Source organism: Pseudomonas sp. TAE6080, from assembly GCF_018732265.1.
GTDB lineage: Bacteria > Pseudomonadota > Gammaproteobacteria > Pseudomonadales > Pseudomonadaceae > Aquipseudomonas > Aquipseudomonas brenneri.
Genome location: NZ_JAHIDY010000037.1, coordinates 22,445 through 43,765, shown reverse-complemented (window position 1 = coordinate 43,765; position 21,321 = coordinate 22,445). Strand labels below are relative to the sequence as shown.

Here is a 21,321-nt window from a genome sequence, read left to right as displayed (position 1 = left end):
TACTTTAAGCTCGCTTACGGAATTTTTACTTTACCAGAGGTATTTTGGGGCATGAACCTAGCCATGTTATCAGTTCAGGATTTACTCAAGCTCCAAGCAGCCGCTATAGGTGAGCTTAAAGACAGAGGAATTCTTAGAACGCGAAATAACCCCGTTGGCGACTACGCAGAATGGTTAGTTTCTTCAGCCTTAAATTTGAAACTCGCTAGAAATTCAGCAGCAGGTCATGACGCAGAATCCGATGCAGGTCGAAAAATTCAAATAAAAGCCCGACGAGTATCTGCCGATAATAAATCTAGGCAGTTAGGCGTAATACGTAATCTAGAAAAAATGGATTTTCACGAACTTGTAGCTGTGATTTTTAATGAAGCTTATGAGGTCGTTGAAGCCATATCAATTCCTCACTCTGTAATCGCGGAATACAGTACATATAAGCCGCATGTAAATGGCCACATCCTGCATATTCGCGGACCACTACTGTCCGACAAACGTATTCAAAACATCCGTACAGAGTTACAGGCTTCTAACAACAATTACCTCCAAACTAAACAACCATAGGTTTGGAGATATATCTTTAAACCTTTGCTAGCTAACCGTTTCGCTCTCGCAAAATTGACTTTGCTATATCTTGCTCTTCCGTCGTCGCAGAGAAGCTACTTTTTACGATCCTTTGAAGTTCATGGTCATCTTTATCTTCGAATCGCTCCCGTATTTCCTCCCTACGGATCTGCCCTTTTTCTATAATATCGGGCAGTTCTTTAATAAATGCTACGCCTAACCTTCCTGCATAAAGCCCAGTATTGAAGAGTGTTTTCCCTAAAAGTTTTGCTGTCGCGGCTACTTTGTCTTGACCCGACCCCGATGAGAAATCCGACTTCACTTCGTTCCAAGCTTCATCAAGATCATAATACCTTTCGGTATCTGGCTTTTCTTCATCCTCGACCATATTACATATCCTTATGACTAATTACTTCTGCAAAAAATAAAAAGCCACCAAAGTGGCTTAAGCACAAATCAAGACTACCAGAGCGTTAGCCTTTCTTAGCTTGGTTCTCTTTCATTTTCTCAATTGTTTCAGGCAGCTTTTGGACAAATTTAACCCCCAAAAATAAAGCCCCCTTTCCAAGCAATTTTGCTGTCGAGGCGGTTTTATCCAGCGTGCTGCCATGGGAAAAGTCGCCTTTTACTTCTACCCAAGCATCACCCATCATTTTATTCAAGGCAGAATTAAAAGTTGGCTTTGATCCGTTGCTCATAATTTTAGTCCTTCCCAGTGCCGTCACAGGAGGGGCACGGAGCTAGCTTCTGGGAACCCCCACAGGAAGGACAGCTATCAGGGTGACGCCCACCATATTCCAGTGGACACGAAGCTACCCCCTTGCCTTCACACATGTAGCATTGATCTTCCTCGTCATCATCATATCGAGCCATAACAGTTTCCTTCTGCATGCGGTCAGTGATGGCAAAAAAATATCACTTGCCTACCCCGGATGTAAACTCAAAGCACAGGCCGCCAATCAGGAGGATGCGAAGCCTCCACCCGCTTGGCGACCTCGATCAACGTGAAGCAGGAAAACAGATCAGCCCCGCTATCAGGCGTATTTTGCACCACACCCACGACACGCATTATTAAAGACTTTCAGCTCACTGCAGTTTGAGCATTTACGACCCCGACCACCTTTGCCACCGTTTGCAGGTAATGTCATTGTGTGGTGACACTTTGTACATTCCCGACCAGTTGAGGTTTCAAAAAAGGTCTGCTCTTCACAGTTAGGGCATTTTTTACCTGCCATTTCAAGCTCCGCATGTATGTATATATATGTGTGTGTATGTGCTTCGAAGATATCCACATTGGTGGCGATAAGCAACTATATTGCCACTACACCTCCGCAGAGATCTTTTTGCCCCCGCACCTTTGGCGACCCTGATCCAGAACCAAGCAAGGAAGCAGCTCAGAGCCTCATAGAGCCCCCAGAACGTCAGCGATAGGCAAAGGTAGCAGCGGAGGCAAAAACGCTCAGAACGAGCAAGGTAGGCTCAAACGACAGACGAAAAAAATGACGATCTGCAGGTTAGGTTTTTGCTACAAAACCCTGCTACAAATCGTCATTTCTTGATCCTTTTAAATCGTTGATTTATAAGGACTTTTTAATAATGGCGGAGAGATAGGGATTCGAACCCTAGGTACCGGTGAAGGTACAACGGATTTCGAATCCGTCCCATTCGGCCACTCTGGCATCTCTCCAACGGCGCGCATCATAACAGCCTGTTTCGTGGAAGCAAAGCGCCGAAGCAATTTTTTTCCGTGCTATCAGATGCTTGCGTCGATTACAGCGGTACGCCGAGACGGTTGGCGACTTCTTCGTAGGCTTCGATAACGTCACCGAGGCCCTGGCGGAAGCGGTCTTTGTCCATCTTCTTGCGGGTGTCTTTGTCCCACAGGCGGCAGCCGTCCGGGCTGAATTCGTCGCCCAGGACGATGGAGCCGTCGTGGAATACGCCGAATTCCAGTTTGAAGTCCACCAGCAGCAAGCCGGCGTCGTCGAACAGTTTGCTCAGGACGTCGTTGACCTTGAGCGACAGTTCTTTCATGCGTGCCAGTTGCTCAGCGGTGCCCCAGCCGAATGCCACGACGTGGGATTCGTTGATGAACGGGTCGCCCTTGGCGTCGTCCTTGAGGAACAGTTCGAACGTGTAAGGGTTGAGCTTGAGGCCCTCTTCCACGCCCAGGCGCTTGACCAGGCTGCCGGCGGCGTAGTTACGCACGACGCACTCGACCGGGATCATGTCGAGTTTTTTCACCAGGCATTCGTTGTCGCCCAGCAGTTTGTCGAATTGGGTCGGGATGCCGGCCGCTTCGAGTTTCTGCATGATGAAGGCGTTGAACTTGTTGTTCACCATGCCCTTGCGGTCGAGTTGTTCGATGCGCTTGCCGTCGAACGCCGAGGTGTCGTTGCGAAACAGCAGGATCAAGCGGTTGGCGTCGTCGGTCTTGTACACCGACTTGGCTTTGCCGCGGTAGAGTTCTTCACGTTTTTCCATGATGGGCTCCGCTTGGTAAGTAGATGGGCTAGGCGATATGTCGCCAGTCGAGCCCTGAATCTTGATCGGCCAGTTGCAGCCAGTCCGGGTCGCACCCGAGGGTGTCGACAAAACATTGCCGGGCAAGCTGCGGCAGGTTGTTCTTGCTGCTCAGGTGGGCCAGGACCAGGTGTTGCAGGTCTTGCCAGCCCAACTCATACACCAGGTACGCCGCCTGGTGGTTGTTCAAATGTCCCAGTTCGCCGCCGACCCGCTGCTTGAGAAAGTACGGGTAGTGACCGCGCGCCAGCAGGTCACGGCAATGGTTGGACTCGATCATCAACGCATCGAGGTCACGATAGCCTTCGAGCACCTTGGCGCAGTAGGAACCCAGGTCGGTAAGCAGGCCAAAGCGGCGCTCGCCATCACTGAATACATATTGCGTGGGCTCGTGGGCATCATGCGCCACGGCAATCACGTCGATGCTCAAGGCTACGATCTGCAGTTGCTCGCCACCGGCCAGGAAACCTGCGGGTTCAATGGGTTTGCGCATCCCGCGCAAGGTACCGCGACTCAGGTACACCGGAAGATTGTAGCGCCGAGACAGCAAACCCACGCCATGCACGTGGTCGGCATGTTCGTGGGTCACTAGAATCGCGCTCAACTGCGCGGGGTGAACCCCCAGGCGCAGCAGGCGTCGCTCGGTTTCCCGCAGGGAGAAACCACAATCCACCAGGACGTACGTATCGTCGTGGGCTACAAGCGTGCCGTTCCCTTGGCTACCGCTGCCGAGAACAGCAAAACGCATCGGGTCAGCCCAGGTTGTCCTGAATCACGCCCAACACTTTGCGCGCCGTTTCTGCTGGCGCCACGGTGTTGATGTTTTTCTCGACGGTGACTTGCACGTTGTCGCCGACCTTGCTCAAGCGCACTTGATAACGCTCGGCGCGGGTCTCGATCTCTTCCTTGGTCGGCTCGCTGCCGAACAACTTGCTGAAGAAACCACGCTCGTCGTCTTTCTTCTCGGCCTTTTCAGCCACGTTGATGTAGTACAGGCCCAGGCTGCGGTTGATGTCTTCGACACGCCATGGCCCTTGCTCCAGGGCGCGGCCGACGCTGGCCCAGGCACGGTCCAGGTCTTCACCCAGGTTGAGCACAACGTTGCCGCTGCCGTCTTCGGTGAGGCTGACACGGCTAGGGGTGTCGTAGTCACGGGCGGCGAGCAGGGAAACGGAACCGCCCTTCTCGGAGATGCGGCTCATGCTGGCAAGCATCTCGTCGACCAGCGCAGCATCAACACCGCTGTTGACCGAGCGATTGGTGAACTCAACGTTGGCGGTGCTGCCGGCAGGACGCTCGGCGCTGACCACGTAGACTTCACTGGTATTGCGCTGCACGCCTGGCTCGATGCGCACACGGATGCGGCTTTCGCTACCGGCGGCGACACCACCGGACTGCAGGCGCTTGGCCATGTTGGCCGACAATTCGTTCGGCTGCTGCCACGCAGTGGTGAACTCACCGGTCTGCGGACGTTGCTCGTCGATACGGAAGCCATTGTCCTGGAAGAACTGCACCGCCACCGGCCAGACTTCGGCTGGTGGGCGCTGGGCCATGATCCAGCGCGAATCGCCGCTTTTCTGCAGGCTGTAGTCGCTGGCATCGGCCAGGGCCGAAATCGGCTGTGGACGCGGCACTTCGTACTCGCCCTTGACGGTGTCGTCAGCCACGTTGCGCGGGATCGGCAGCAGCGGGTCAAGGCGCTTGGCGACGTTGACGTCCGGCGGCAACTGCATCGGTGCGGTTTGTTGTGCTTCCAGGTAATCGCTGCCGCGGTCACGGAAGTAGCCTTCCGGGCCCCAGATCCAACCGCAGCCACTGGTGCTGGAGATAATCAAGGCAAGTGCGGAAAGTCCGGCCAATCGCTTCATGCGTAATGCTTCCTCAATTAAACCAGGACGCCGGACTGGCGCAGGGCCTGTCGCAGCGGTTCGTGACAGGCTGGGCTGAGCTGGGTGAGCGGCAGACGGATACCGTCCGGCATCAGGCCCATTTCATGCAGCGCCCATTTCACGGGAATAGGGTTGGATTCGATAAACAGGGTCTTGTTGAGCGGCATCAGCTTCTCGTGAATCGCGCGAGCGGTCACGGCGTCACCGGCGATGGCGGCGGCGCACAGCTCGCTCATGGCACGCGGGGCCACATTGGCGGTCACCGAGATATTGCCCTTGCCACCCAGCAGGATCAGCTCCACCGCCGTGGCGTCGTCGCCGGAGTACAGCAGGAAGTCGCTGCTCACGCCGGCCAGGATGTCCTTGGCGCGCTGCAGGTCGCCCGTGGCTTCCTTGATACCGATGATGTTCGGCACGGTTGACAGGCGGATCACAGTCGCGGCCTGCATGTCGCACGCCGTGCGACCTGGCACGTTGTAGAGGATCTGCGGGATGTCGACGGCTTCGGCGATGGTCTTGAAGTGCAGGTACAAGCCTTCCTGGGTCGGCTTGTTGTAGTACGGCGTCACCAGCAGGCAGGCATCGGCACCGGCTTTCTTGGCGTTCTTGGTCAGCTCGATCGCTTCGCGCGTCGAGTTGGCGCCCGTACCGGCAATGACCGCGATACGCCCTGCAACGCGCTTGACCACAAACTCGATCACCTCGATGTGTTCTTCCACATCAAGCGTGGCCGATTCACCCGTGGTGCCGACGGCCACAATGGCGTTGGTGCCTTCTTGCAGGTGAAAGTCCACCAGTTTGCCCAGGCTGTCCCAGTCGAGATTACCTTGTGCATCCATGGGTGTGACCAGTGCCACCATACTGCCCGCAATCATGCAACCGCTCCTGCCGGAAAAAGAGAGCCGTAATGGTACTGGCGCCAAGATGCTTGCACAAGCGAAGTACCCTCTGAGGATGCGTTCTGGATCAACTTAGTTGCCGACAATGCCATCATTGGGCCAAAGCACGGCCAACGGCCACTGAATATGCAATGAAAACGCCACGTCCTAGCCCTTGGCGGCGCTTTTCGCTACCCTTGATCCTTTGATCGGTACCGCACGTTCGTATCGACCGCTCATCGCTTTAGGAATGCTGCATGTCCACCCCCACAGTCCGCGAACAATTCCTTGTTATCAGTGCCCTTGGCGCCAACCCCATGGAGCTGACTAACGTCCTGTGCCGCGCCAGCCATGAGAATCGCTGCGCCGTCGTGACCTCACGCCTGACTCGCCATGGCGAGTGCAGTGCGCTGGTCCTGCAGATTTCCGGCAGCTGGGACGCCCTGGCGCGCCTGGAAGCCGGTTTGCCGACCCTGGCCAAGAAGCACGACTTCACCGTCAATGTGGTGCGCAGTGCGGCCCTGGAGAACCGTCCCCAGGCGCTGCCGTACGTGGCCTATGTCAGTTCGGCCTACCGCTCGGACATCGTCAATGAACTGTGCCAGTTCTTTATCGACCATAACGTCGAGCTGGAAAACCTGACCTGCGATACCTACCAGGCGCCACAGACCGGCGGCACCATGCTCAATGCCACCTTTACCGTGACGTTGCCGGCCGGTGTGCAGATCAGTTGGTTGCGTGACCAGTTCCTGGATTTCGCCGATGCGCTGAACCTGGACGCACTGATTGAACCGTGGCGCCCACAGAACCCAATGTAAGGAAGTTTTCATGGCTGTAGCCATCGACACACCGATCGCCGACTTCGAAGCCCAGGCGACCAGCGGGCAGACATTCAGCCTCGCGGGACTCAAGGGCAAGCAAGTGGTGATCTACTTCTACCCCAAAGACAGCACGCCAGGCTGCACCACTGAAGGCCAGGGTTTTCGTGACCAGTACGCAGCCTTCCAGGCGGCCAACACCGAGGTGTTTGGTGTTTCTCGGGACGGCGTGAAGTCCCATGAGAACTTCAAGGCCAAGCAGGCCTTCCCCTTCGAGCTGATCAGCGACAAGGATGAGGCAGTTTGCCAGCTGTTTGATGTGATCAAGCTGAAAAAACTGTACGGCAAGGAATACCTGGGGGTGGATCGCAGCACCTTCCTGATCGACAAGCATGGCGTGCTGCGCCAGGAATGGCGCGGCGTGAAGGTGCCGGGGCATGTTGATGCTGTTTTAGCGGCAGCGCAGGCCCTGGACAAGGCCTAAATAGCTATCGCAGGCAAGCCAGCTCCCACATTGGATCGGTGCTCGGCAAGACAACCCGGTCAATGTGGGAGCCGGGCTTGCCCGCGATGGGCCCCTTGGCAACCCCCACAATCAAAGCAAACAGCACCCTCCTCCAAGCCTGCTCAGGCCTTGCGCAACCAGTAACGATACACGCCGTTATCGGCCTCTTCGTGCAACAGCGCATGCCCCGCCAACTTGGCAAACGTGCGGAAGTCGCGCTGGGAACCCGCATCCGTGGCGATCACCTTGAGCACCGCACCGCTGGCCAGTCGATTGAGCTCCATCTTGGCCTTGAGCAGTGGCAACGGGCAGTTGAGGCCGCTGGCATCAAGCTCGGCGTCGTGGTTTACAGCATCGGTCATGGTTTTGCTCCAGGCGGCTTCAGAGGGTGCTTAGAATATCTGGTCCCAGGCTCAGTGTCCGGCTACAGTAAGGTCTTTGTCGAAAGGCTTTGTGCATGACTTTTTTGCGCCCTACCCTGCTGACGCTAGCTTGCCTGCTTGCCTCTCCAGGCTTCGCCGACGATCTGCCGTCACTTGGCGACGCCAGTTCTGCCATTGTCTCGCCACAACAGGAACACCAACTGGGCCGGGCCTGGCTGGCGTTCCTGCGCGGCCAGGTCTCGGTTCTCAATGACCCGCAACTCAAGGATTACGTCGAGACCAGCGTCTACAAGCTGGTGGAGACCAGCCAGGTCAACGACCGGCGCCTGGAGTTCATCCTGATCAACAGCCCGCAACTCAACGCGTTTGCCGCGCCAGGCGGGATTGTCGGGGTCAACGGCGGCCTGTTCCTCAATGCCCAGACCGAAGGCGAATACGCCTCGGTCATGGCCCACGAATTGGCGCACCTGTCGCAACGCCACTTCGCCCGTGGCGTGGAGGCCCAGCAACGGATGCAGATTCCGATGATGGCCGCGCTGCTCGGCGGGATTATCGCGGCGGCCGCCGGCGCCGGGGATGCCGGGATTGCCGCAATTGCCGGCAGCCAGGCCGCCGCCATCCAGGAGCAGCGGCGCTTCTCCCGGCAGAACGAGCAAGAGGCCGACCGCATCGGCATCCTCAACATGGTCAAGGCCGGCTACGACCCGCGCTCGATGCCGACCATGTTCGAGCGCTTGATGCGTCAGTACCGCTTCGATGCCAAGCCACCAGAATTCCTGCTGACGCACCCGGTCACCGAATCGCGGATTGCCGACACCCGCAACCGCGCCGAACAGGCCAAGGTCGGCGGTACGGAAGACAGCCTGCGCTATCAACTGATACGCGCCCTGGTACAGCTGTATTACGAAGACACACCCGGACTGGCCGCCAAGCGCTTCCGCGCCCAACTGGATGAGAACCCGAAAAGCGATGTGGCGCGCTACGGCCTGGCCATCGCCCAGATCAAGGGCACCCAGCTCAATGAAGCGCGGGAAACCCTCAAGCCGCTGCTGGCCAAGGCACCAAACGACATCACCTACAACCTGGCGCAGATCGAGTTGGATATCACCAACAATCGCATGCCCGACGCACAGCAACGCACCGACCGCATGCTGGCCCAGTACCCCAGCAACTACCCGTTGAACCAGGTGCGCGTGGATCTGCTACTCAAGCAGAACCGCACCGCAGACGCGGAAAAAGCCCTGGAAGGTCTGCTCAAGTCACGCTCCGACGATCCGGATGTGTGGTATCAGGTCGCCGAGACCCGTGGCCTGTCAGGCAATATCATCGGTTTGCATCAAGCCCGCGCCGAGTACTTCGCGCTGGTTGGCGACTTCCAGCAGGCAATCCAGCAACTGGACTTTGCCAAGCGCCGAGCCGGCAGCAACTTCCCACTGTCGTCACGCATCGATGCGCGCCAGCGTGAGTTGATCGAACAGGAACGCATCGTCAAAGGCATGATGAGCTAAAGTCGGCGCCCACAAAAAAGCCCCGCTCTCGACTCTCGAAAGCGGGGCTTTTTATTGACCAACCGCTAGCGGATTACTCAGCCAGCTTGAAGGTGATGAAGCTGGCACGCCCTTGACGCAGGACCCGCATCGACACCGAGCGATTCTTCGGCAGCGCCTTGGCGATGTCGGTGAATTCCTTGGTGGAATTGATGGCCTGGTTGTTCAAGTGGGTAATCACGTCGCCGGGTTGCAGGCCGATCAGGGCGGCTGGGCCGTCCTGGACTTCCTTGATCACCACACCGCTCTTGAGGTCGAAGCTTTTCTTCTGCTCATCGGTCAACTCGACCACGGCGATACCCAGGCGGTTGCTGCTACGCTCGGCGCCGGATTTACCACCCAGAGCGAGCTCCTGGCCTTCTTCCGGAATCGCTCCGACGGTCAGTTCAACGTTCTGGCGCTTGCCTTCACGGATCACTTCAAGCTTGGCCTTGCCACCCGCCTTGAGTGCGCCCACCAGATGCGGCAGGTCAGCGGACATGACAATCGGCTGGCCATTCATGCTCAGAATCACATCACCAACCTTCAAGCCGCCTTTGGCAGCCGGGCCATCATCCTGAATCTGCGCGACCAGGGCCCCGGCCGGCTTGTCCAGGCCAAAGGACTCAGCCAGGTCTTTGTTCACTTCCTGGATCACCACGCCCAACCAGCCACGGCTGACCTTGCCACCGTCCTTGAGTTGGTTGGAAACGTCCAGGGCCACATCAATCGGGATAGCGAAGGAGACGCCCATGAATCCACCGGAACGGGTGTAGATCTGCGAGTTGATCCCCACCACTTCGCCCGCCAGGTTGAACAGCGGGCCACCGGAGTTACCCGGGTTGATCGGCACGTCGGTCTGGATGAACGGTACATAGTTCTCGTTCGGCAGGCTGCGGCCGATAGCGCTGACGATGCCTTGGGTCACCGTATGGTCAAAGCCAAACGGCGAACCGATGGCCACCACCCATTGCCCGGCCTTGAGGTCCTGGGATTTGCCCAGCTTCAACACCGGCAGGTCTTTGCCTTCGATCTTCAGCAAGGCAACGTCCGAACGCGGATCGGTGCCGACCAGCTTGGCCTTGAGTTCACTGCGGTCAGCCAGGCGCACGAGGATTTCGTCAGCGTCGGCAATCACGTGATTGTTGGTCAGGATGTAGCCGTCTGGCGAAATGATAAAACCCGAGCCCAGGGATTGGGCCTCACGCTGACCACCGCCGCCGCCGCGTGGCGAACGCGGCTGGGGCATGCCGCGCTCGAAGAATTCGCGCAGCATTGGCGGCAAGCCTTCAAGGTCGGGCATCTGCTGGTTCGAGACTTTACGATCCGGCAGCTTCTGGGTGGTACTGATGTTCACCACGGCAGGCGAGGCCTGCTCCACCAGCTGGGTGAAGTCAGGCAACTCCGCCGCTTGAGCGGAAACGGCCTGACCCAGCACCAGCACCGTGGCGACTATGGATAGGTAAGATTTCAAACGTGGTATCGACATACAGCTCCCGTTACGACGAGCAGGGTTGGGCGACAGGGTTCAATAAACGCCGAAGACTACTACTACCGACGTCAATATTGCGTGAACAACGCAAGGCCAGAGCCGAGGAGTTCTGACCTATAAAAAACATAAGGAGATTTTGCAAGTGAAAATACTCTCCAGACATTTCATGTTGTCGGCAGAAGAACAAGGCAGCCATCGCCTGTCTCCTGCCGCACTGTGAACGATCTGGATGAGCACAGGATTAACGGTTCACGGCTTTTCGGGCGCCGAACCACTGCGAACAGAGAGGGCGATCCGTTCAGCGGTACCCATCGGGATTTCACCGACAACCGTCGCGACAATATCGCCTTGAGGTGTACTCATGCGGCGGGACACTGCAACCGTAGGCCCAAGCTGAACCCGGCTTTCGGCTGCGACCTCGCCTGTTACCGGCTCAAGGAACAGTGAAAATCGCGCAAGCCCGTCCTCATACATCAGACTGTTTACAACTACCTGGGTCTTGGGATCCTTGCGCGCGTCACTGCGGGTCAACTCGAACCCTGGCGGCAACCATTGCGGATGCCAAGCCTGGGCCTGGCCCGTCACCGCTGAAGCCTTGACGCTGGACGGCGTCAATGGCTTGCAGTCGCTGCCAGGCTGCAGGTCACGCTCATCAGGGAGTGTTGTCTCAAGTTGGGTGAACTGGAACCGCTCCAGCAATTGCCCCTTGTCGTTAATCAACAGCGACTTGAGAGGCAGTGCGGTTTCACGGTCCAGGTGCAGCTCAAACCCATAGCGGTACTGGTCACGCGGGGTCAACGATACGATCACCGCTTTACGCCCGGCCACAAGCGATTTTCCGCTGACGGCAATCTCGTAAAAAGTATTGAGCTTTTGTGGATCGAATACGTGGGCGGGAGCGCCCGGGGAGTTATCGACGCCGGCCACCAAGCTGCCGGTAACGCATTGGATGCGCCCATCGATACGGACAAGTTCCTGAGCCGATCCATCGAGCTGCAACAAGCGCTCATGAACCTGGCCATTCTGGACGCGATGCCAGATCTCATGGGTAGAAAAACTACCGTTACGCTCGTAGATGAACGTGCCCTGATAGTTTTGCTGCCCTGCCCGCCCAAGGCGTTTCAGCCAATCCTGGCCTTCATCGGCTTGGGCAGGAGCTGCAAACCAGCCACTGAGCAAAAGCGCAAGGAGCGGTATGGCACGCATAAGGCCCCTTAGCGGTCTAGCGGTTTTCCAGGTTTGCAGCGCGAGCGTAAGGCAATGCGCTTTCAGTGCCTTTTACTGCCGATTCCTGAGCGTGCTGACGCAGGTAACCTGGCAGACGCTGGTCCTGCCAGCCGGATTGCCCTTGAAGCACGCCATTGGCCATCGGGCCAGGTGTTTCAGCGCTTTCCTTGTAGCCGGCCAGTACGGCTGGACCCTTGACCTGCGGACCGGCCATGACCGGCTGCTGGGTTTGCTGGGCCAGTTCGGCACCGGCGATCTCGTCCTGGTTGTACAGGCGCACACCGGCCAGTACGGCCACAGTTACCGAGGCAGCGACTGCCAGGCGACCCAGGCTACGCCAAGGACCACGCGCAACTTTTGCCGGAACGGCTTCATCGGCCAGCGCAGCAGAAACGGCCGCAGCAATATCCAGACGAGGGATTAGTAGATCCTTGTGCATCACCGCCCGAGCGACTTGGTAACGAGACCAGGTATCACGGGTTTCGGCGTCATCAAATGCATTGAGCACTCGACGAAGTTCCAATTCATCCGCTTCGTTATCCATCACTGCGGACAGCGATTCCTGCAGGGCATCACGACTCATGGCGGTTCCTCTCTTGGCTGTCGCCGCTGTCTTTAGTTTTCCTGCAACAACGGTTGCAGGGCTTTATCGATGGCTTCCCGAGCCCGGAAAATCCGGGAGCGTACGGTCCCCACCGGACATTGCATGACGCTCGCAATGTCCTCGTAACTCAGACCATCGAATTCACGTAAAGTTAACGCCGTACGCAAATCTTCTGGCAGTTGCTGAATAGTGCGATGGACGGTGCCTTCAATCTCGTCGCGCAGCAATGCACGCTCCGGCGACTCCAAATCCTTGAGGCCGTGATCACCATCGTAAAATTCTGCATCTTCCGAACTCACATCACTATCTGGCGGGCGGCGTCCGCGAGACACCAGATAGTTCTTCGCCGTGTTGATGGCGATGCGGTACAGCCACGTGTAGAACGCACTGTCACCGCGAAAATTACCGAGTGCACGGTAAGCCTTGATAAAGGCTTCCTGTGCAACGTCCTGCGCTTCATGGGTGTCGTGCACAAACCGCACGATCAACCCGAGAATTTTGTGCTGGTATTTCAGCACTAGCAGATCAAATGCGCGCTTGTCGCCGCGTTGAACGCGCTCAACAAGCTGCTGATCCTCTTCCTGGGTTAGCATGAACACTCCTCGTTGTACTTGAAGGAGGCTTGCATAACTAAACGATCAGGCTTGCAAACATAGACTAGGACTTTTCGCAAAAGTTCTCCCCCTTCAAGCAAGTTTCCGGTGGGCTCTGTTTTGGCACACACGAAAAACGCAGCGCGGGCATAGCCGGCTGCGCGAATAATCTTGTCGCCGGTTTTCTGACGCTCCCATGCTCCAGGCCAATCAGTAAAACCAACGTTTTCCCAGCTTTCGGGCATCCTGTAATGGAGTCGGGAGGGATACAAAAGTTCCCATCTCCCTACCGGACCGCCTCATCAAAGCCGTGCAGTTCGTTCACCGTAGTCTCACAATGCCACGAATGCCCGGCTATTGTGCCGATAGCCCCCTCTATATACTAGTGGGCCGTGTGACCCTTTGATTCGCCGATCCAGGCGTCCTGTTTGCGCCACCCCTTCGGATCGCTTTTTGCGGAATCCCATAAATGAGCCAACAGTTTCAACACGATGTCCTGGTGATTGGTAGCGGCGCCGCAGGCTTGAGCCTTGCACTGACCCTGCCGAGCCATCTGCGCGTAGCTGTATTGAGCAAGGGCGACCTGGCCAACGGTTCGACGTTCTGGGCCCAGGGCGGAGTTGCTGCCGTGCTGGATGACACCGACACGGTGCAATCCCACGTTGAAGACACCCTCAACGCCGGCGGCGGCCTGTGCAATGAAGACGCGGTGCGTTTCACCGTCGAGCACAGCCGCGAAGCCATCCAGTGGCTGATCGACCAGGGTGTGCCGTTTACCCGCGACGAGCATGCCGGCAGTGATGACGGTGGCTTCGAGTTCCACCTGACCCGCGAAGGCGGCCACAGCCACCGACGCATCATTCATGCCGCCGATGCGACCGGCGCCGCGATCTTCAAGACCCTGCTCGCCCAGGCTCGGCTGCGACCGAATATCGAACTGCTGGAGCAACGGGTCGCCGTCGACCTGATCACCGAAAAACGCCTGGGCCTGGCCGGCGAGCGCTGCCTGGGGGCCTACGTCCTCAACCGCGCCAGTGGTGAAGTCGATACCTACGGCGCGCGTTTCACCATCCTCGCGTCAGGTGGCGCCGCCAAGGTCTACCTCTATACCAGCAACCCCGATGGCGCCTGCGGGGATGGCATCGCCATGGCCTGGCGCTCCGGCTGCCGGGTGGCGAACCTGGAGTTCAACCAGTTTCACCCCACCTGCCTGTATCACCCCCAGGCCAAGAGTTTCCTGATCACCGAAGCCCTGCGGGGCGAAGGCGCCCACCTGAAGCTACCCAACGGCGAGCGCTTCATGCAGCGCTTTGACCCGCGTGCCGAACTGGCACCACGGGATATCGTGGCCCGCGCCATCGACCACGAGATGAAGCGCCTGGGCATCGATTGCGTCTACCTGGACATCAGCCACAAGCCCGCCGACTTCATCAAGACCCACTTCCCGACGGTCTACGAACGCTGCCTGGCCTTCAATATCGATATCACCAAGGGGCCGATCCCGGTGGTCCCGGCGGCGCACTACACCTGTGGCGGCGTGATGGTCGACCAGCAAGGCCGCACCGACGTCCCCGGCCTGTATGCGATTGGCGAAACCAGCTTCACCGGCCTGCACGGCGCCAACCGCATGGCCAGCAACTCGCTGCTCGAATGCTTCGTCTACGCCCGCTCCGCTGCTGCCGATATCCTCGAACAACTGCCGCGCATCCCGGTGCCGGCCGCCCTGCCCCGCTGGGACGCCAGCCAGGTCACCGACTCGGACGAGGACGTGATCATCGCCCACAACTGGGACGAGCTGCGGCGCTTCATGTGGGACTACGTGGGAATCGTGCGCACCAACAAGCGCTTGGCGCGGGCACAGCATCGGGTGCGGTTGCTGCTCGATGAGATCGATGAGTTCTACAGTAACTACAAGGTCAGCCGCGACCTGATCGAGTTGCGCAACCTGGCCCAGGTCGCCGAGCTGATGATCCGCTCGGCCATGGCGCGCAAGGAAAGCCGGGGCCTGCATTACACCCTCGACTATCCGCAGATGCTGCCAGAGGCCCTCGACACTATCCTGGTGCCAACCACCTACGGCGACTGAACTTCAAGCGCACCCGCAGGTGCCGATGCACATCGGCGACCTGCGAATCGCGCGGCACACAGATCGAGCGCACTCGCCCATCACCCGGCAACCGGTAGCGCAGCACTACGATCAGCGACAATGCCAGGCTGTCGGGACGCAACTGCACACGGTGCCAGCCCCGTGCCACGCTCCACAACTGCCAGCCGTCAGCAGTACGGCGCAGGCCACGAATCGACGAAGGGTGAGTCAAGCGAATAGAGCGCGGCAGCGTCCACACGGCATGAGCCAGGCACGCCACGGCACCGAGGGCGGCAATCAGCAGAGGTACATCGAGAAAGCACAGCGCAAGCAGCCCAAGGCACTGGGCAAGGAGATACGCCGCCAGCAACAGCCCCGAGGCCTGCCAGCGGCATTCGAAGGCATTACTTGGGCTGGACACGGTCCAGGATCATCCGGACCATGCGTTGCAGCTCCGGGTCTTCTGACTCGGCACGTTCCATGAACCAACCGAACATGTCCTGGTCTTCGCAGGTCAGCAGCCTGACGTAGAGGTCGCGGTCTACCTTATCGAGGGTCGCGTACACCTCTTTGGTGAACGGCACCAACAACACATCCAACTCCAGCATGCCGCGACGGCTGTGCCAGTACAGGCGATTGATTTCTACATCTTCGACCATGGAGCGCTCCTCAAATAGGGCGCAAGTATACAGGCCCACGCCCCTCGGAACAGTCGGCTTTGGTCGGGCTGATGAAACTACCCATTTGCCGGGCGCCCCTCTATGATGCACCCATGACTTTCCAACTGCGATGACCCATGGCTGACTCTGCTTTCTTCTGCCCCCTGTCCCACGAAGGCGTCCTCGCCGTTCGCGGCGCTGACGCGGCCAAGTTCCTCCAGGGGCAACTGACCTGCAACCTCAACTACCTCAACGACACCCACGCCAGCCTCGGCGCGCGTTGCACCCAAAAGGGGCGCATGCAGTCGAGCTTTCGTATCGTGCTGCAAGGTGACGGCGTGCTGCTGGCCATGGCCAGCGAACTGCTGGAGCCACAACTGGCAGACCTGAAGAAGTACGCGGTGTTTTCCAAGTCCAAGCTGACTGACGAAAGCGCTGCCTGGGCACGCTTTGGCCTGGTGAACGCCGATCAGGCACTCATCGGCCTGGGCCTGGAACTGCCAGCCGACACCGACAGCGTGGCCCGTACCGATGATCTGATCGCCATTCGCGTGTCCCCTGGCCGCGCCGAACTCTGGGCACCTGCGGCACAAGCCGACACCCTGCGCAGCCAACTGGCCGCACAAATGGCCGCAGGCGATCTCAATGCCTGGCTGCTGGGGCAGGTCCGCGCCGGCATCGGCCAAGTCATGGCCCAGACCCGCGAACTGTTCATCCCGCAGATGCTCAACCTGCAAGCGGTCGGTGGCGTGAGCTTCAAGAAAGGCTGCTACACCGGCCAGGAAATCGTCGCCCGCATGCAATACCTGGGCAAACTCAAGCGGCGCCTGTACCGCCTGAGCCTGGAGGGCACCGAACTGCCCGAGCCTGGCACACCCCTGTTTGCCCCCAGCCATAACAGTGCCATCGGCGAGGTGGTGATTGCCGCCCAGGCCGACGAAGGGATTGAACTTCTGGCGGTGCTGCAAGCCGAAGCAGCCGACAGTGGCGACGTGCATTTAGGTGCGTTGGAAGGTCCAGGCCTCAAGTTGCTCGACCTGCCCTACCAACTGGACCGTGATCGCGAGATCCAGCGCTAATCGCCGTACCCTTTTGCAGCACCCTAGAGAGCATGAATGAACAAACTGGCGGAAAAAGTCCAACAGGCGTTGGTGATGGCCATCGATAACGATGACCTGGTTCTGCCCACGTTACCGGAAGTGGCCCTGAAAATTCGTCAGGCCGCCGAAGACCCAGAAATCAGCATCAGCCACCTGAGCAAAGTCATCGGCCGCGATACCGCCCTGACGGCGCGGCTGATCAAGGTAGTCAACAGCCCACTGTTGCGGGCGTCCCAGGAAGTCACCGACCTGCACACCGCCATCACCCGCCTGGGCACCAACTACAGCAGCAACCTGGCGATTGGCCTGGTGATGGAACAGATATTCCATGCCCGCTCCGACGTCGTCGAACAAAAGATGCGCGACGTCTGGCGTCGCAGCCTCGAAGTCGCGGGCGTGTGTTATGCCTTGTGCCGCAACCACAGCCAGCTCAAGCCGGACCAGGCGGCACTCGGCGGGCTGGTGCATCAGATCGGCGTGCTGCCGATCCTCACCTACGCCGAAGACCACTACGAGTTGCTATCCGACCCGGTCAGCCTCAACCATGTGATTGATAACATTCACCCGTTGCTGGGGGACAAGCTGCTGCGGGGTTGGGACTTTCCGGAAATGCTGGTGAATGTGCCCGGCCATTATCAGGACCTGGAGCGCGACTCGGCCAGCCTGGACTATATCGACCTGGTACAGGTGGCCGTGCTGTATTGCCACAAAAACACTGATCACCCGCTGGCCAACGCTGCGCTGTCGAACCTACCGGCGCTCAAGAAGCTGCGTATCGACCCGCTCAATGAAGCGGTGCGCAGCGAGTTGGACGAAGCACGTTCGATGTTCTACTGACCCAGCGCCAACGCTGTTAACCGGCAATAAAGCTTACTCGCACCTTGAGCCCTTTCAGTTCACCATCATGCAGACTGATCTGAGCCAGGTGCGCACGGCAGATTTCCCCGACAATCGCCAACCCCAGCCCCGAACCCGCGCCCTGCTGGTTACGCCGATAGAAGCGCTCGAACACCCGGTCGCGCTCGTCCAGCGGGATGCCCGGGCCATCATCTTCCACTTCCAGTACCGCCGGCGCCGTGACCCGCAGGATCACATTGCCACCTGATGGCGTGTGCGCCAGGGCATTATCCACCAGGTTGCTCAACAGCTCGTTCAGCAGGGTCGGCTCACCGCGCAACCACACCGGCTGATCCGCCTCCAACGCCAGCGCCACACCCCGCGCATGTGCCAGGGGCGCCATGGCCATGCCCAGTTCACGGGCCAATTGACTGAGATCGAGCAGCTGCGCGCCCCCCTCGGCAATTGCCCGCGCGCCGTTTTCAATACGTGCCAGGGACAGCAACTGATTGGCCAGGTGGGTCAAGCGATCCGTACCTTGCGCCGCCGTTTCCAGGGTGCTGCGCCAGATCGCCGGCTCTTCGGCGCGCAGGCCCAGTTCCAGGCGGGCCTTGAGCGCCGCCAGCGGGGTGCGCAACTCGTGGGATGCATCGGCAATAAACTGGGCCTGGCGCTCGAACTGCCCGCGCAGGCGTTCGGTAAAGTGGTTCAACGCCCGTACCAACGGCCCGAGTTCGTGCTGCACTTCAACCAGCGGCAGCGGCCGCAAATCGTCCGGCTGGCGCTCTTCCACCGCCGTGCGCAAACGTTCCAGCGGACGCAGCGCCGCGCTCACCGCAAACCACACCAGCAGCAAGGCGCCGATGGCCAGCATGCCCAGACGCAACAGGGTGTCGGCCATCAGGCTGCGGGCCATGCTGACACGGGCCTCGTCGGTCTCTGCGACGCGGATTTCTGCCATGCCATTCATGTTCGGCTCCGACACCGCCTTGAGCAGGCTCACCACCCGCACATTCTGCCCCTGGTACTTGGCGTTATAAAAACGCGCCAGGGCCGGGTAATCGTCGGTGCGCGGCGTGCCCGGCGGCGGGCCTGGCAGGTGTTCGTAGCCAGAAATCAGCTTCTGGTGAATGTCATTGACCTGGTAGTAGATCCGCCCGGCACTGTCATAGGCGAATGTGTCCAAGGCCACGTAGGGCACATCGGCGCTCAAGGTGCCGTCGCGCTGGGACAGCCCGGCGGCGATGGTCCGCGCCGAAGCCAGCAAGGTGCGATCGTAGGCGGTGTCTGCCGCCTCGCGTCCATTCCAGTACGCGCTCAGGCCGCTGGCCAGCATCAGCACCACCAACAGCAGCGCCAGGTTCCACAGCAGGCGCCAACGCAGGCTGCTGTGCTTACGCATCGCGGGCTTCCAGCAGGTAACCAAGGCCGCGGAAGGTAACGATGGCGACCGGCTGGCCATCGAGTTTCTTGCGCAAGCGGTGCACATAGATTTCGATGGCATCGGGGCTGGCTTCTTCATCCAGGCCAAACACCTGGGACGCCAGTTGCTCCTTGCTCATGACCCGGCCAGGCCGGGCGATCAGCGCCTCGAGCACCGCCTGCTCGCGAGAGGTCAGCGTCAGCAGCTCACCGCCAAGGGTGAAGCGCCGGGTTTCCACGTCATACACCAGCACGCCACAGGTCTGCTGGCGCTCACCGCCCAGCACGCTGCGCCGCAGCAGGGCCTTGACCCTGGCCTCCAGCTCGGTCAATTCAAAGGGTTTGGCCAGGTAGTCATCGGCGCCCAGGTTCAGGCCATGTACCCGATCCTTTACATCACTGCGGGCAGTGAGCATCAACACCGGAAGATTTTTCCCACGGGCCCGCAAGCGCGCCAGCACCTCGAAGCCATCCATGCGCGGCAAGCCCACATCGAGGATCGCCACGGCGTACTCCTCGCTGCTCAAGGCCAGGTCCGCAGCCACGCCATCGTGCAACACATCGACCGTCAACCCGGTGCTCTTGAGCGCCTGGGCAACACTTTCGGCCAGTTGCAGATGGTCTTCGACGAGCAGGACACGCATGGTTTTGTACCTCGTTAAGGGGTGGTCGATACCGCCCTGTGTTTACCAACTCGCGGCGCAGTTTACAGCCGCTGCCTGTGCTGTGAAGCCCGAAAACATTGAAAGGCCGCTGAAAGGTTAGTGAAAGGTTCGCCGATTAGCATCCAGATACGGATGGTTACACCCTCCGAGCTATTTCACCGATAGCGCCCGAAAAACGCCTCGATGCGTTTTCGCCAAATAAGAACAATAACGGAGTGCACCACGATGCTGTCGACACAGCCCCACGCTTGCCCGCCTGTTCGTTTTTCCCGCCTGACCCAGACCGCCCTCGCCAGTGCCGCAGCCCTTGCCGGCTTTTCGCCGCTTAGCCAGGCTGCCTTCTTTGAAGACAGTAGCGCGACCCTGGAAACCCGCAACATGTACTTCAACCGCGACTTTCGCGACGGCACCAGCGCCCAGCAATCCAAGCGCGACGAATGGGCCCAGGGCTTCATGCTCAATCTGCAATCGGGTTATACCGACGGCACCGTCGGCTTTGGCGTTGACGCGCTGGGCATGCTCGGGGTCAAGCTCGATTCCAGCCCAGACCGCACCGGCAGTGGCCTGCTGCCGACCCACGATGACGGGCGCGCCGCCGACGAGTACTCCAAGCTGGGCCTGACCGGCAAAGTGAAAATCTCTGCCACCGAGCTGAAAATCGGTTCGCTGATCCCTGAATTGCCAATCCTCAAGGCCAACGACGGGCGCATCCTGCCGCAGACGTTCAACGGTGGCCTGCTGACCTCCAAGGAATTCAAGAACCTAACGTTCACCGGCGGTCGCCTGGACCAGGCCAAGGACCGCGACGACAGCAACTACGAGGACATCGCCCTCAACAACAAAAATGGTCGCTTCGTCGGCGGGGCCACCGGTAAGCACTTCAACTTCGGTGGCGTGGACTACAAGTTTGCCGACAAGATCACCGGCAGCTACCACTTCGCCCAACTTGACGATGTGTATCGCCAGCACTTCCTTGGCCTGGTCGCCTCCCGTCCGATGGGCCCTGGTACCTTCGCCACCGACCTGCGCCTGGCGATCAGCGATGACACCGGCAGCGCGCGCGGCGGCAGCATTGATAACAAATCCCTCAACGGCATTTTCAGCTACGCCCTCAACGGCCATAAACTGAGCGCCGGCTACCAGCACATGTCCGGCGACAGCGCGTTCCCGTATGTGGATGGCAGCGACCCGTACCTGGTCAACTTCGTACAGATCAATGACTTTGCCGGCGCCGAAGAACGCTCCTGGCAGGCCCGCTACGATTACGACTTCGCCAAACTGGGGATTCCCGGCCTGAGTTTCATGAGCCGCTACCTGTCCGGCGACAACATCAAACTCAAGAACGGCGACACCGGCAAAGAGTGGGAACGCAACACTGAAATCAAGTACGTAGTGCAAAGCGGTACGCTCAAGGACGTGGCCGTGCGCCTGCGTAACGCCACCTACCGCTCCAATTACTCGGCCCGGGACGCAGACGAAGTACGCGTGCTGGTCAGCTACAGCGTCGCACTTTGGTAAACCTGAGCGTCACTTCCCCAATAACAACAATGACGGAG

The 21,321-nt window shown here is 59.1% G+C and carries 23 protein-coding genes and 1 tRNA gene; 8 read left to right on the top strand and 16 right to left on the bottom strand.

The genetic code is table 11. The features are described from left to right. Positions 1-63 precede the first annotated feature (63 nt). Positions 64-558: a DUF6998 domain-containing protein gene (locus KL786_RS23150; RefSeq protein ID WP_215519088.1), complete on the top strand. Its 495-nt coding sequence runs from the start codon at positions 64-66 to the stop codon at positions 556-558. Positions 559-589: 31 nt separating this feature from the next. Here the strand turns inward: KL786_RS23150 and KL786_RS23145 are convergent, their stop codons facing one another. From KL786_RS23145 to dapA, 7 genes are all read right to left on the bottom strand, one after another. Beyond that, the gene (locus KL786_RS23145) at positions 590-946 is read right to left on the bottom strand and encodes a hypothetical protein (RefSeq protein ID WP_131188561.1); all 357 of its coding nucleotides are present in this window, start codon (positions 944-946) and stop codon (positions 590-592) included. 85 nt (positions 947-1,031) lie between these two features. After that, positions 1,032-1,256: a hypothetical protein gene (locus KL786_RS23140; protein WP_131188560.1), complete on the bottom strand. Its 225-nt coding sequence runs from the start codon at positions 1,254-1,256 to the stop codon at positions 1,032-1,034. Between the two features lie 899 nt (positions 1,257-2,155). Then, positions 2,156-2,245 (bottom strand) — tRNA-Ser (locus KL786_RS23135). Between the two features lie 83 nt (positions 2,246-2,328). Further along, positions 2,329-3,042: a phosphoribosylaminoimidazolesuccinocarboxamide synthase gene (gene purC, locus KL786_RS23130; protein ID WP_003211975.1), complete on the bottom strand. Its 714-nt coding sequence runs from the start codon at positions 3,040-3,042 to the stop codon at positions 2,329-2,331. Between the two features lie 28 nt (positions 3,043-3,070). Next, a complete protein-coding gene (locus KL786_RS23125) occupies positions 3,071-3,829 on the bottom strand; it encodes an MBL fold metallo-hydrolase (protein WP_215519087.1) in 759 nt (252 codons plus the stop codon). Between the two features lie 4 nt (positions 3,830-3,833). Further along, entirely contained in the window at positions 3,834-4,949 is a 1,116-nt protein-coding gene (gene bamC / locus KL786_RS23120) for an NlpB/DapX family lipoprotein (RefSeq protein ID WP_032857874.1), read from the bottom strand. A 17-nt stretch (positions 4,950-4,966) separates the two neighbouring features. Further along, complete coding sequence (dapA, locus tag KL786_RS23115) at positions 4,967-5,845, bottom strand: 4-hydroxy-tetrahydrodipicolinate synthase (RefSeq protein WP_215519086.1); 879 nt, start codon at positions 5,843-5,845, stop codon at positions 4,967-4,969. 260 nt (positions 5,846-6,105) lie between these two features. Between dapA and KL786_RS23110 the strand changes: the two genes are divergently transcribed. Together KL786_RS23110 and KL786_RS23105 are read left to right on the top strand one after the other, a co-directional pair. Continuing rightward, positions 6,106-6,666, top strand: coding sequence for a glycine cleavage system transcriptional repressor (locus tag KL786_RS23110; RefSeq protein WP_032857877.1), 561 nt, complete (start codon positions 6,106-6,108; stop codon positions 6,664-6,666). 10 nt (positions 6,667-6,676) lie between these two features. After that, on the top strand, positions 6,677-7,150 hold the full coding sequence (locus KL786_RS23105; RefSeq protein ID WP_215519085.1) for a peroxiredoxin: 474 nt from the start codon (positions 6,677-6,679) through the stop codon (positions 7,148-7,150). A 143-nt stretch (positions 7,151-7,293) separates the two neighbouring features. Here the strand turns inward: KL786_RS23105 and KL786_RS23100 are convergent, their stop codons facing one another. After that, a complete protein-coding gene (locus tag KL786_RS23100; RefSeq protein WP_029299077.1) occupies positions 7,294-7,533 on the bottom strand; it encodes a sulfurtransferase TusA family protein in 240 nt (79 codons plus the stop codon). Between the two features lie 95 nt (positions 7,534-7,628). Between KL786_RS23100 and KL786_RS23095 the strand changes: the two genes are divergently transcribed. Next, positions 7,629-9,062 (top strand): M48 family metalloprotease, encoded by a 1,434-nt coding sequence (locus KL786_RS23095; protein WP_215519084.1) that lies wholly within the window; start codon positions 7,629-7,631, stop codon positions 9,060-9,062. Positions 9,063-9,135: 73 nt separating this feature from the next. Here the strand turns inward: KL786_RS23095 and KL786_RS23090 are convergent, their stop codons facing one another. The 4 genes from KL786_RS23090 to rpoE all read right to left on the bottom strand — a co-directional run bounded on the left by KL786_RS23090 (position 9,136) and on the right by rpoE (position 12,996). Further along, positions 9,136-10,569 (bottom strand): DegQ family serine endoprotease, encoded by a 1,434-nt coding sequence (locus KL786_RS23090; protein WP_252193830.1) that lies wholly within the window; start codon positions 10,567-10,569, stop codon positions 9,136-9,138. A 252-nt stretch (positions 10,570-10,821) separates the two neighbouring features. Further along, the gene (locus tag KL786_RS23085) at positions 10,822-11,778 is read right to left on the bottom strand and encodes a MucB/RseB C-terminal domain-containing protein (protein ID WP_215519083.1); all 957 of its coding nucleotides are present in this window, start codon (positions 11,776-11,778) and stop codon (positions 10,822-10,824) included. A gap of 16 nt (positions 11,779-11,794) precedes the next feature. Then, positions 11,795-12,382 carry a sigma-E factor negative regulatory protein gene (locus KL786_RS23080; RefSeq protein ID WP_032857888.1) on the bottom strand — a complete coding sequence of 196 codons (588 nt, stop codon included), beginning with the start codon at positions 12,380-12,382 and terminating at the stop codon, positions 11,795-11,797. 32 nt (positions 12,383-12,414) lie between these two features. Beyond that, positions 12,415-12,996 carry an RNA polymerase sigma factor RpoE/AlgU gene (gene rpoE / locus KL786_RS23075; RefSeq protein WP_003172477.1) on the bottom strand — a complete coding sequence of 194 codons (582 nt, stop codon included), beginning with the start codon at positions 12,994-12,996 and terminating at the stop codon, positions 12,415-12,417. Between the two features lie 469 nt (positions 12,997-13,465). Between rpoE and nadB the strand changes: the two genes are divergently transcribed. Then, positions 13,466-15,082 (top strand): L-aspartate oxidase, encoded by a 1,617-nt coding sequence (gene nadB / locus KL786_RS23070; protein WP_215519082.1) that lies wholly within the window; start codon positions 13,466-13,468, stop codon positions 15,080-15,082. Here nadB and KL786_RS23065 read toward each other — a convergent pair. Continuing rightward, positions 15,051-15,503: a protein YgfX gene (locus tag KL786_RS23065; RefSeq protein ID WP_215519081.1), complete on the bottom strand. Its 453-nt coding sequence runs from the start codon at positions 15,501-15,503 to the stop codon at positions 15,051-15,053. The genes nadB and KL786_RS23065 overlap by 32 nt on opposite strands. Continuing rightward, a complete protein-coding gene (locus KL786_RS23060) occupies positions 15,487-15,741 on the bottom strand; it encodes an FAD assembly factor SdhE (RefSeq protein WP_017736358.1) in 255 nt (84 codons plus the stop codon). The genes KL786_RS23065 and KL786_RS23060 overlap by 17 nt, the downstream gene beginning before the upstream one ends. Before the next feature lie 137 nt (positions 15,742-15,878). Here KL786_RS23060 and ygfZ point away from each other — a divergent pair, with 137 nt between their 5' ends. Both ygfZ and KL786_RS23050 read left to right on the top strand, forming a co-directional pair. Next, positions 15,879-16,820, top strand: a complete 942-nt coding sequence (gene ygfZ, locus KL786_RS23055) for a CAF17-like 4Fe-4S cluster assembly/insertion protein YgfZ (protein WP_215519080.1) — start codon at positions 15,879-15,881, stop codon at positions 16,818-16,820. A gap of 36 nt (positions 16,821-16,856) precedes the next feature. Next, on the top strand, positions 16,857-17,678 hold the full coding sequence (locus KL786_RS23050; protein ID WP_032857900.1) for an HDOD domain-containing protein: 822 nt from the start codon (positions 16,857-16,859) through the stop codon (positions 17,676-17,678). A gap of 16 nt (positions 17,679-17,694) precedes the next feature. On the opposite strand, the gene tctE is transcribed toward KL786_RS23050, so the two are convergent. Next, positions 17,695-19,080, bottom strand: coding sequence for a two-component system sensor histidine kinase TctE (gene tctE, locus KL786_RS23045; protein WP_065943869.1), 1,386 nt, complete (start codon positions 19,078-19,080; stop codon positions 17,695-17,697). Then, positions 19,073-19,744 carry a two-component system response regulator TctD gene (gene tctD / locus KL786_RS23040; protein WP_029299087.1) on the bottom strand — a complete coding sequence of 224 codons (672 nt, stop codon included), beginning with the start codon at positions 19,742-19,744 and terminating at the stop codon, positions 19,073-19,075. The genes tctE and tctD overlap by 8 nt, the downstream gene beginning before the upstream one ends. Positions 19,745-19,990: 246 nt before the next feature. Between tctD and KL786_RS23035 the strand changes: the two genes are divergently transcribed. Then, positions 19,991-21,283, top strand: a complete 1,293-nt coding sequence (locus tag KL786_RS23035; RefSeq protein ID WP_215519079.1) for an OprD family porin — start codon at positions 19,991-19,993, stop codon at positions 21,281-21,283. The last annotated feature ends 38 nt before the right edge of the window (positions 21,284-21,321 follow it).

Excerpts from the sequence above, each read along its gene's own strand:
- KL786_RS23150 (WP_215519088.1), top strand. The coding sequence starts at position 64 with ATGTTATCAGTTCAGGATTTACTCAAGCTCCAAGCAGCCGCTATAGGT.
- KL786_RS23145 (WP_131188561.1), bottom strand. The coding sequence starts at position 946 with ATGGTCGAGGATGAAGAAAAGCCAGATACCGAAAGGTATTATGATCTT.
- KL786_RS23140 (WP_131188560.1), bottom strand. The coding sequence starts at position 1,256 with ATGAGCAACGGATCAAAGCCAACTTTTAATTCTGCCTTGAATAAAATG.
- purC (WP_003211975.1), bottom strand. The coding sequence starts at position 3,042 with ATGGAAAAACGTGAAGAACTCTACCGCGGCAAAGCCAAGTCGGTGTAC.
- KL786_RS23125 (WP_215519087.1), bottom strand. The coding sequence starts at position 3,829 with ATGCGTTTTGCTGTTCTCGGCAGCGGTAGCCAAGGGAACGGCACGCTT.
- bamC (WP_032857874.1), bottom strand. The coding sequence starts at position 4,949 with ATGAAGCGATTGGCCGGACTTTCCGCACTTGCCTTGATTATCTCCAGC.
- dapA (WP_215519086.1), bottom strand. The coding sequence starts at position 5,845 with ATGATTGCGGGCAGTATGGTGGCACTGGTCACACCCATGGATGCACAA.
- KL786_RS23110 (WP_032857877.1), top strand. The coding sequence starts at position 6,106 with ATGTCCACCCCCACAGTCCGCGAACAATTCCTTGTTATCAGTGCCCTT.
- KL786_RS23105 (WP_215519085.1), top strand. The coding sequence starts at position 6,677 with ATGGCTGTAGCCATCGACACACCGATCGCCGACTTCGAAGCCCAGGCG.
- KL786_RS23100 (WP_029299077.1), bottom strand. The coding sequence starts at position 7,533 with ATGACCGATGCTGTAAACCACGACGCCGAGCTTGATGCCAGCGGCCTC.
- KL786_RS23095 (WP_215519084.1), top strand. The coding sequence starts at position 7,629 with ATGACTTTTTTGCGCCCTACCCTGCTGACGCTAGCTTGCCTGCTTGCC.
- KL786_RS23090 (WP_252193830.1), bottom strand. The coding sequence starts at position 10,569 with ATGTCGATACCACGTTTGAAATCTTACCTATCCATAGTCGCCACGGTG.
- KL786_RS23085 (WP_215519083.1), bottom strand. The coding sequence starts at position 11,778 with ATGCGTGCCATACCGCTCCTTGCGCTTTTGCTCAGTGGCTGGTTTGCA.
- KL786_RS23080 (WP_032857888.1), bottom strand. The coding sequence starts at position 12,382 with ATGAGTCGTGATGCCCTGCAGGAATCGCTGTCCGCAGTGATGGATAAC.
- rpoE (WP_003172477.1), bottom strand. The coding sequence starts at position 12,996 with ATGCTAACCCAGGAAGAGGATCAGCAGCTTGTTGAGCGCGTTCAACGC.
- nadB (WP_215519082.1), top strand. The coding sequence starts at position 13,466 with ATGAGCCAACAGTTTCAACACGATGTCCTGGTGATTGGTAGCGGCGCC.
- KL786_RS23060 (WP_017736358.1), bottom strand. The coding sequence starts at position 15,741 with ATGGTCGAAGATGTAGAAATCAATCGCCTGTACTGGCACAGCCGTCGC.
- ygfZ (WP_215519080.1), top strand. The coding sequence starts at position 15,879 with ATGGCTGACTCTGCTTTCTTCTGCCCCCTGTCCCACGAAGGCGTCCTC.
- KL786_RS23050 (WP_032857900.1), top strand. The coding sequence starts at position 16,857 with ATGAACAAACTGGCGGAAAAAGTCCAACAGGCGTTGGTGATGGCCATC.
- tctE (WP_065943869.1), bottom strand. The coding sequence starts at position 19,080 with ATGCGTAAGCACAGCAGCCTGCGTTGGCGCCTGCTGTGGAACCTGGCG.
- tctD (WP_029299087.1), bottom strand. The coding sequence starts at position 19,744 with ATGCGTGTCCTGCTCGTCGAAGACCATCTGCAACTGGCCGAAAGTGTT.
- KL786_RS23035 (WP_215519079.1), top strand. The coding sequence starts at position 19,991 with ATGCTGTCGACACAGCCCCACGCTTGCCCGCCTGTTCGTTTTTCCCGC.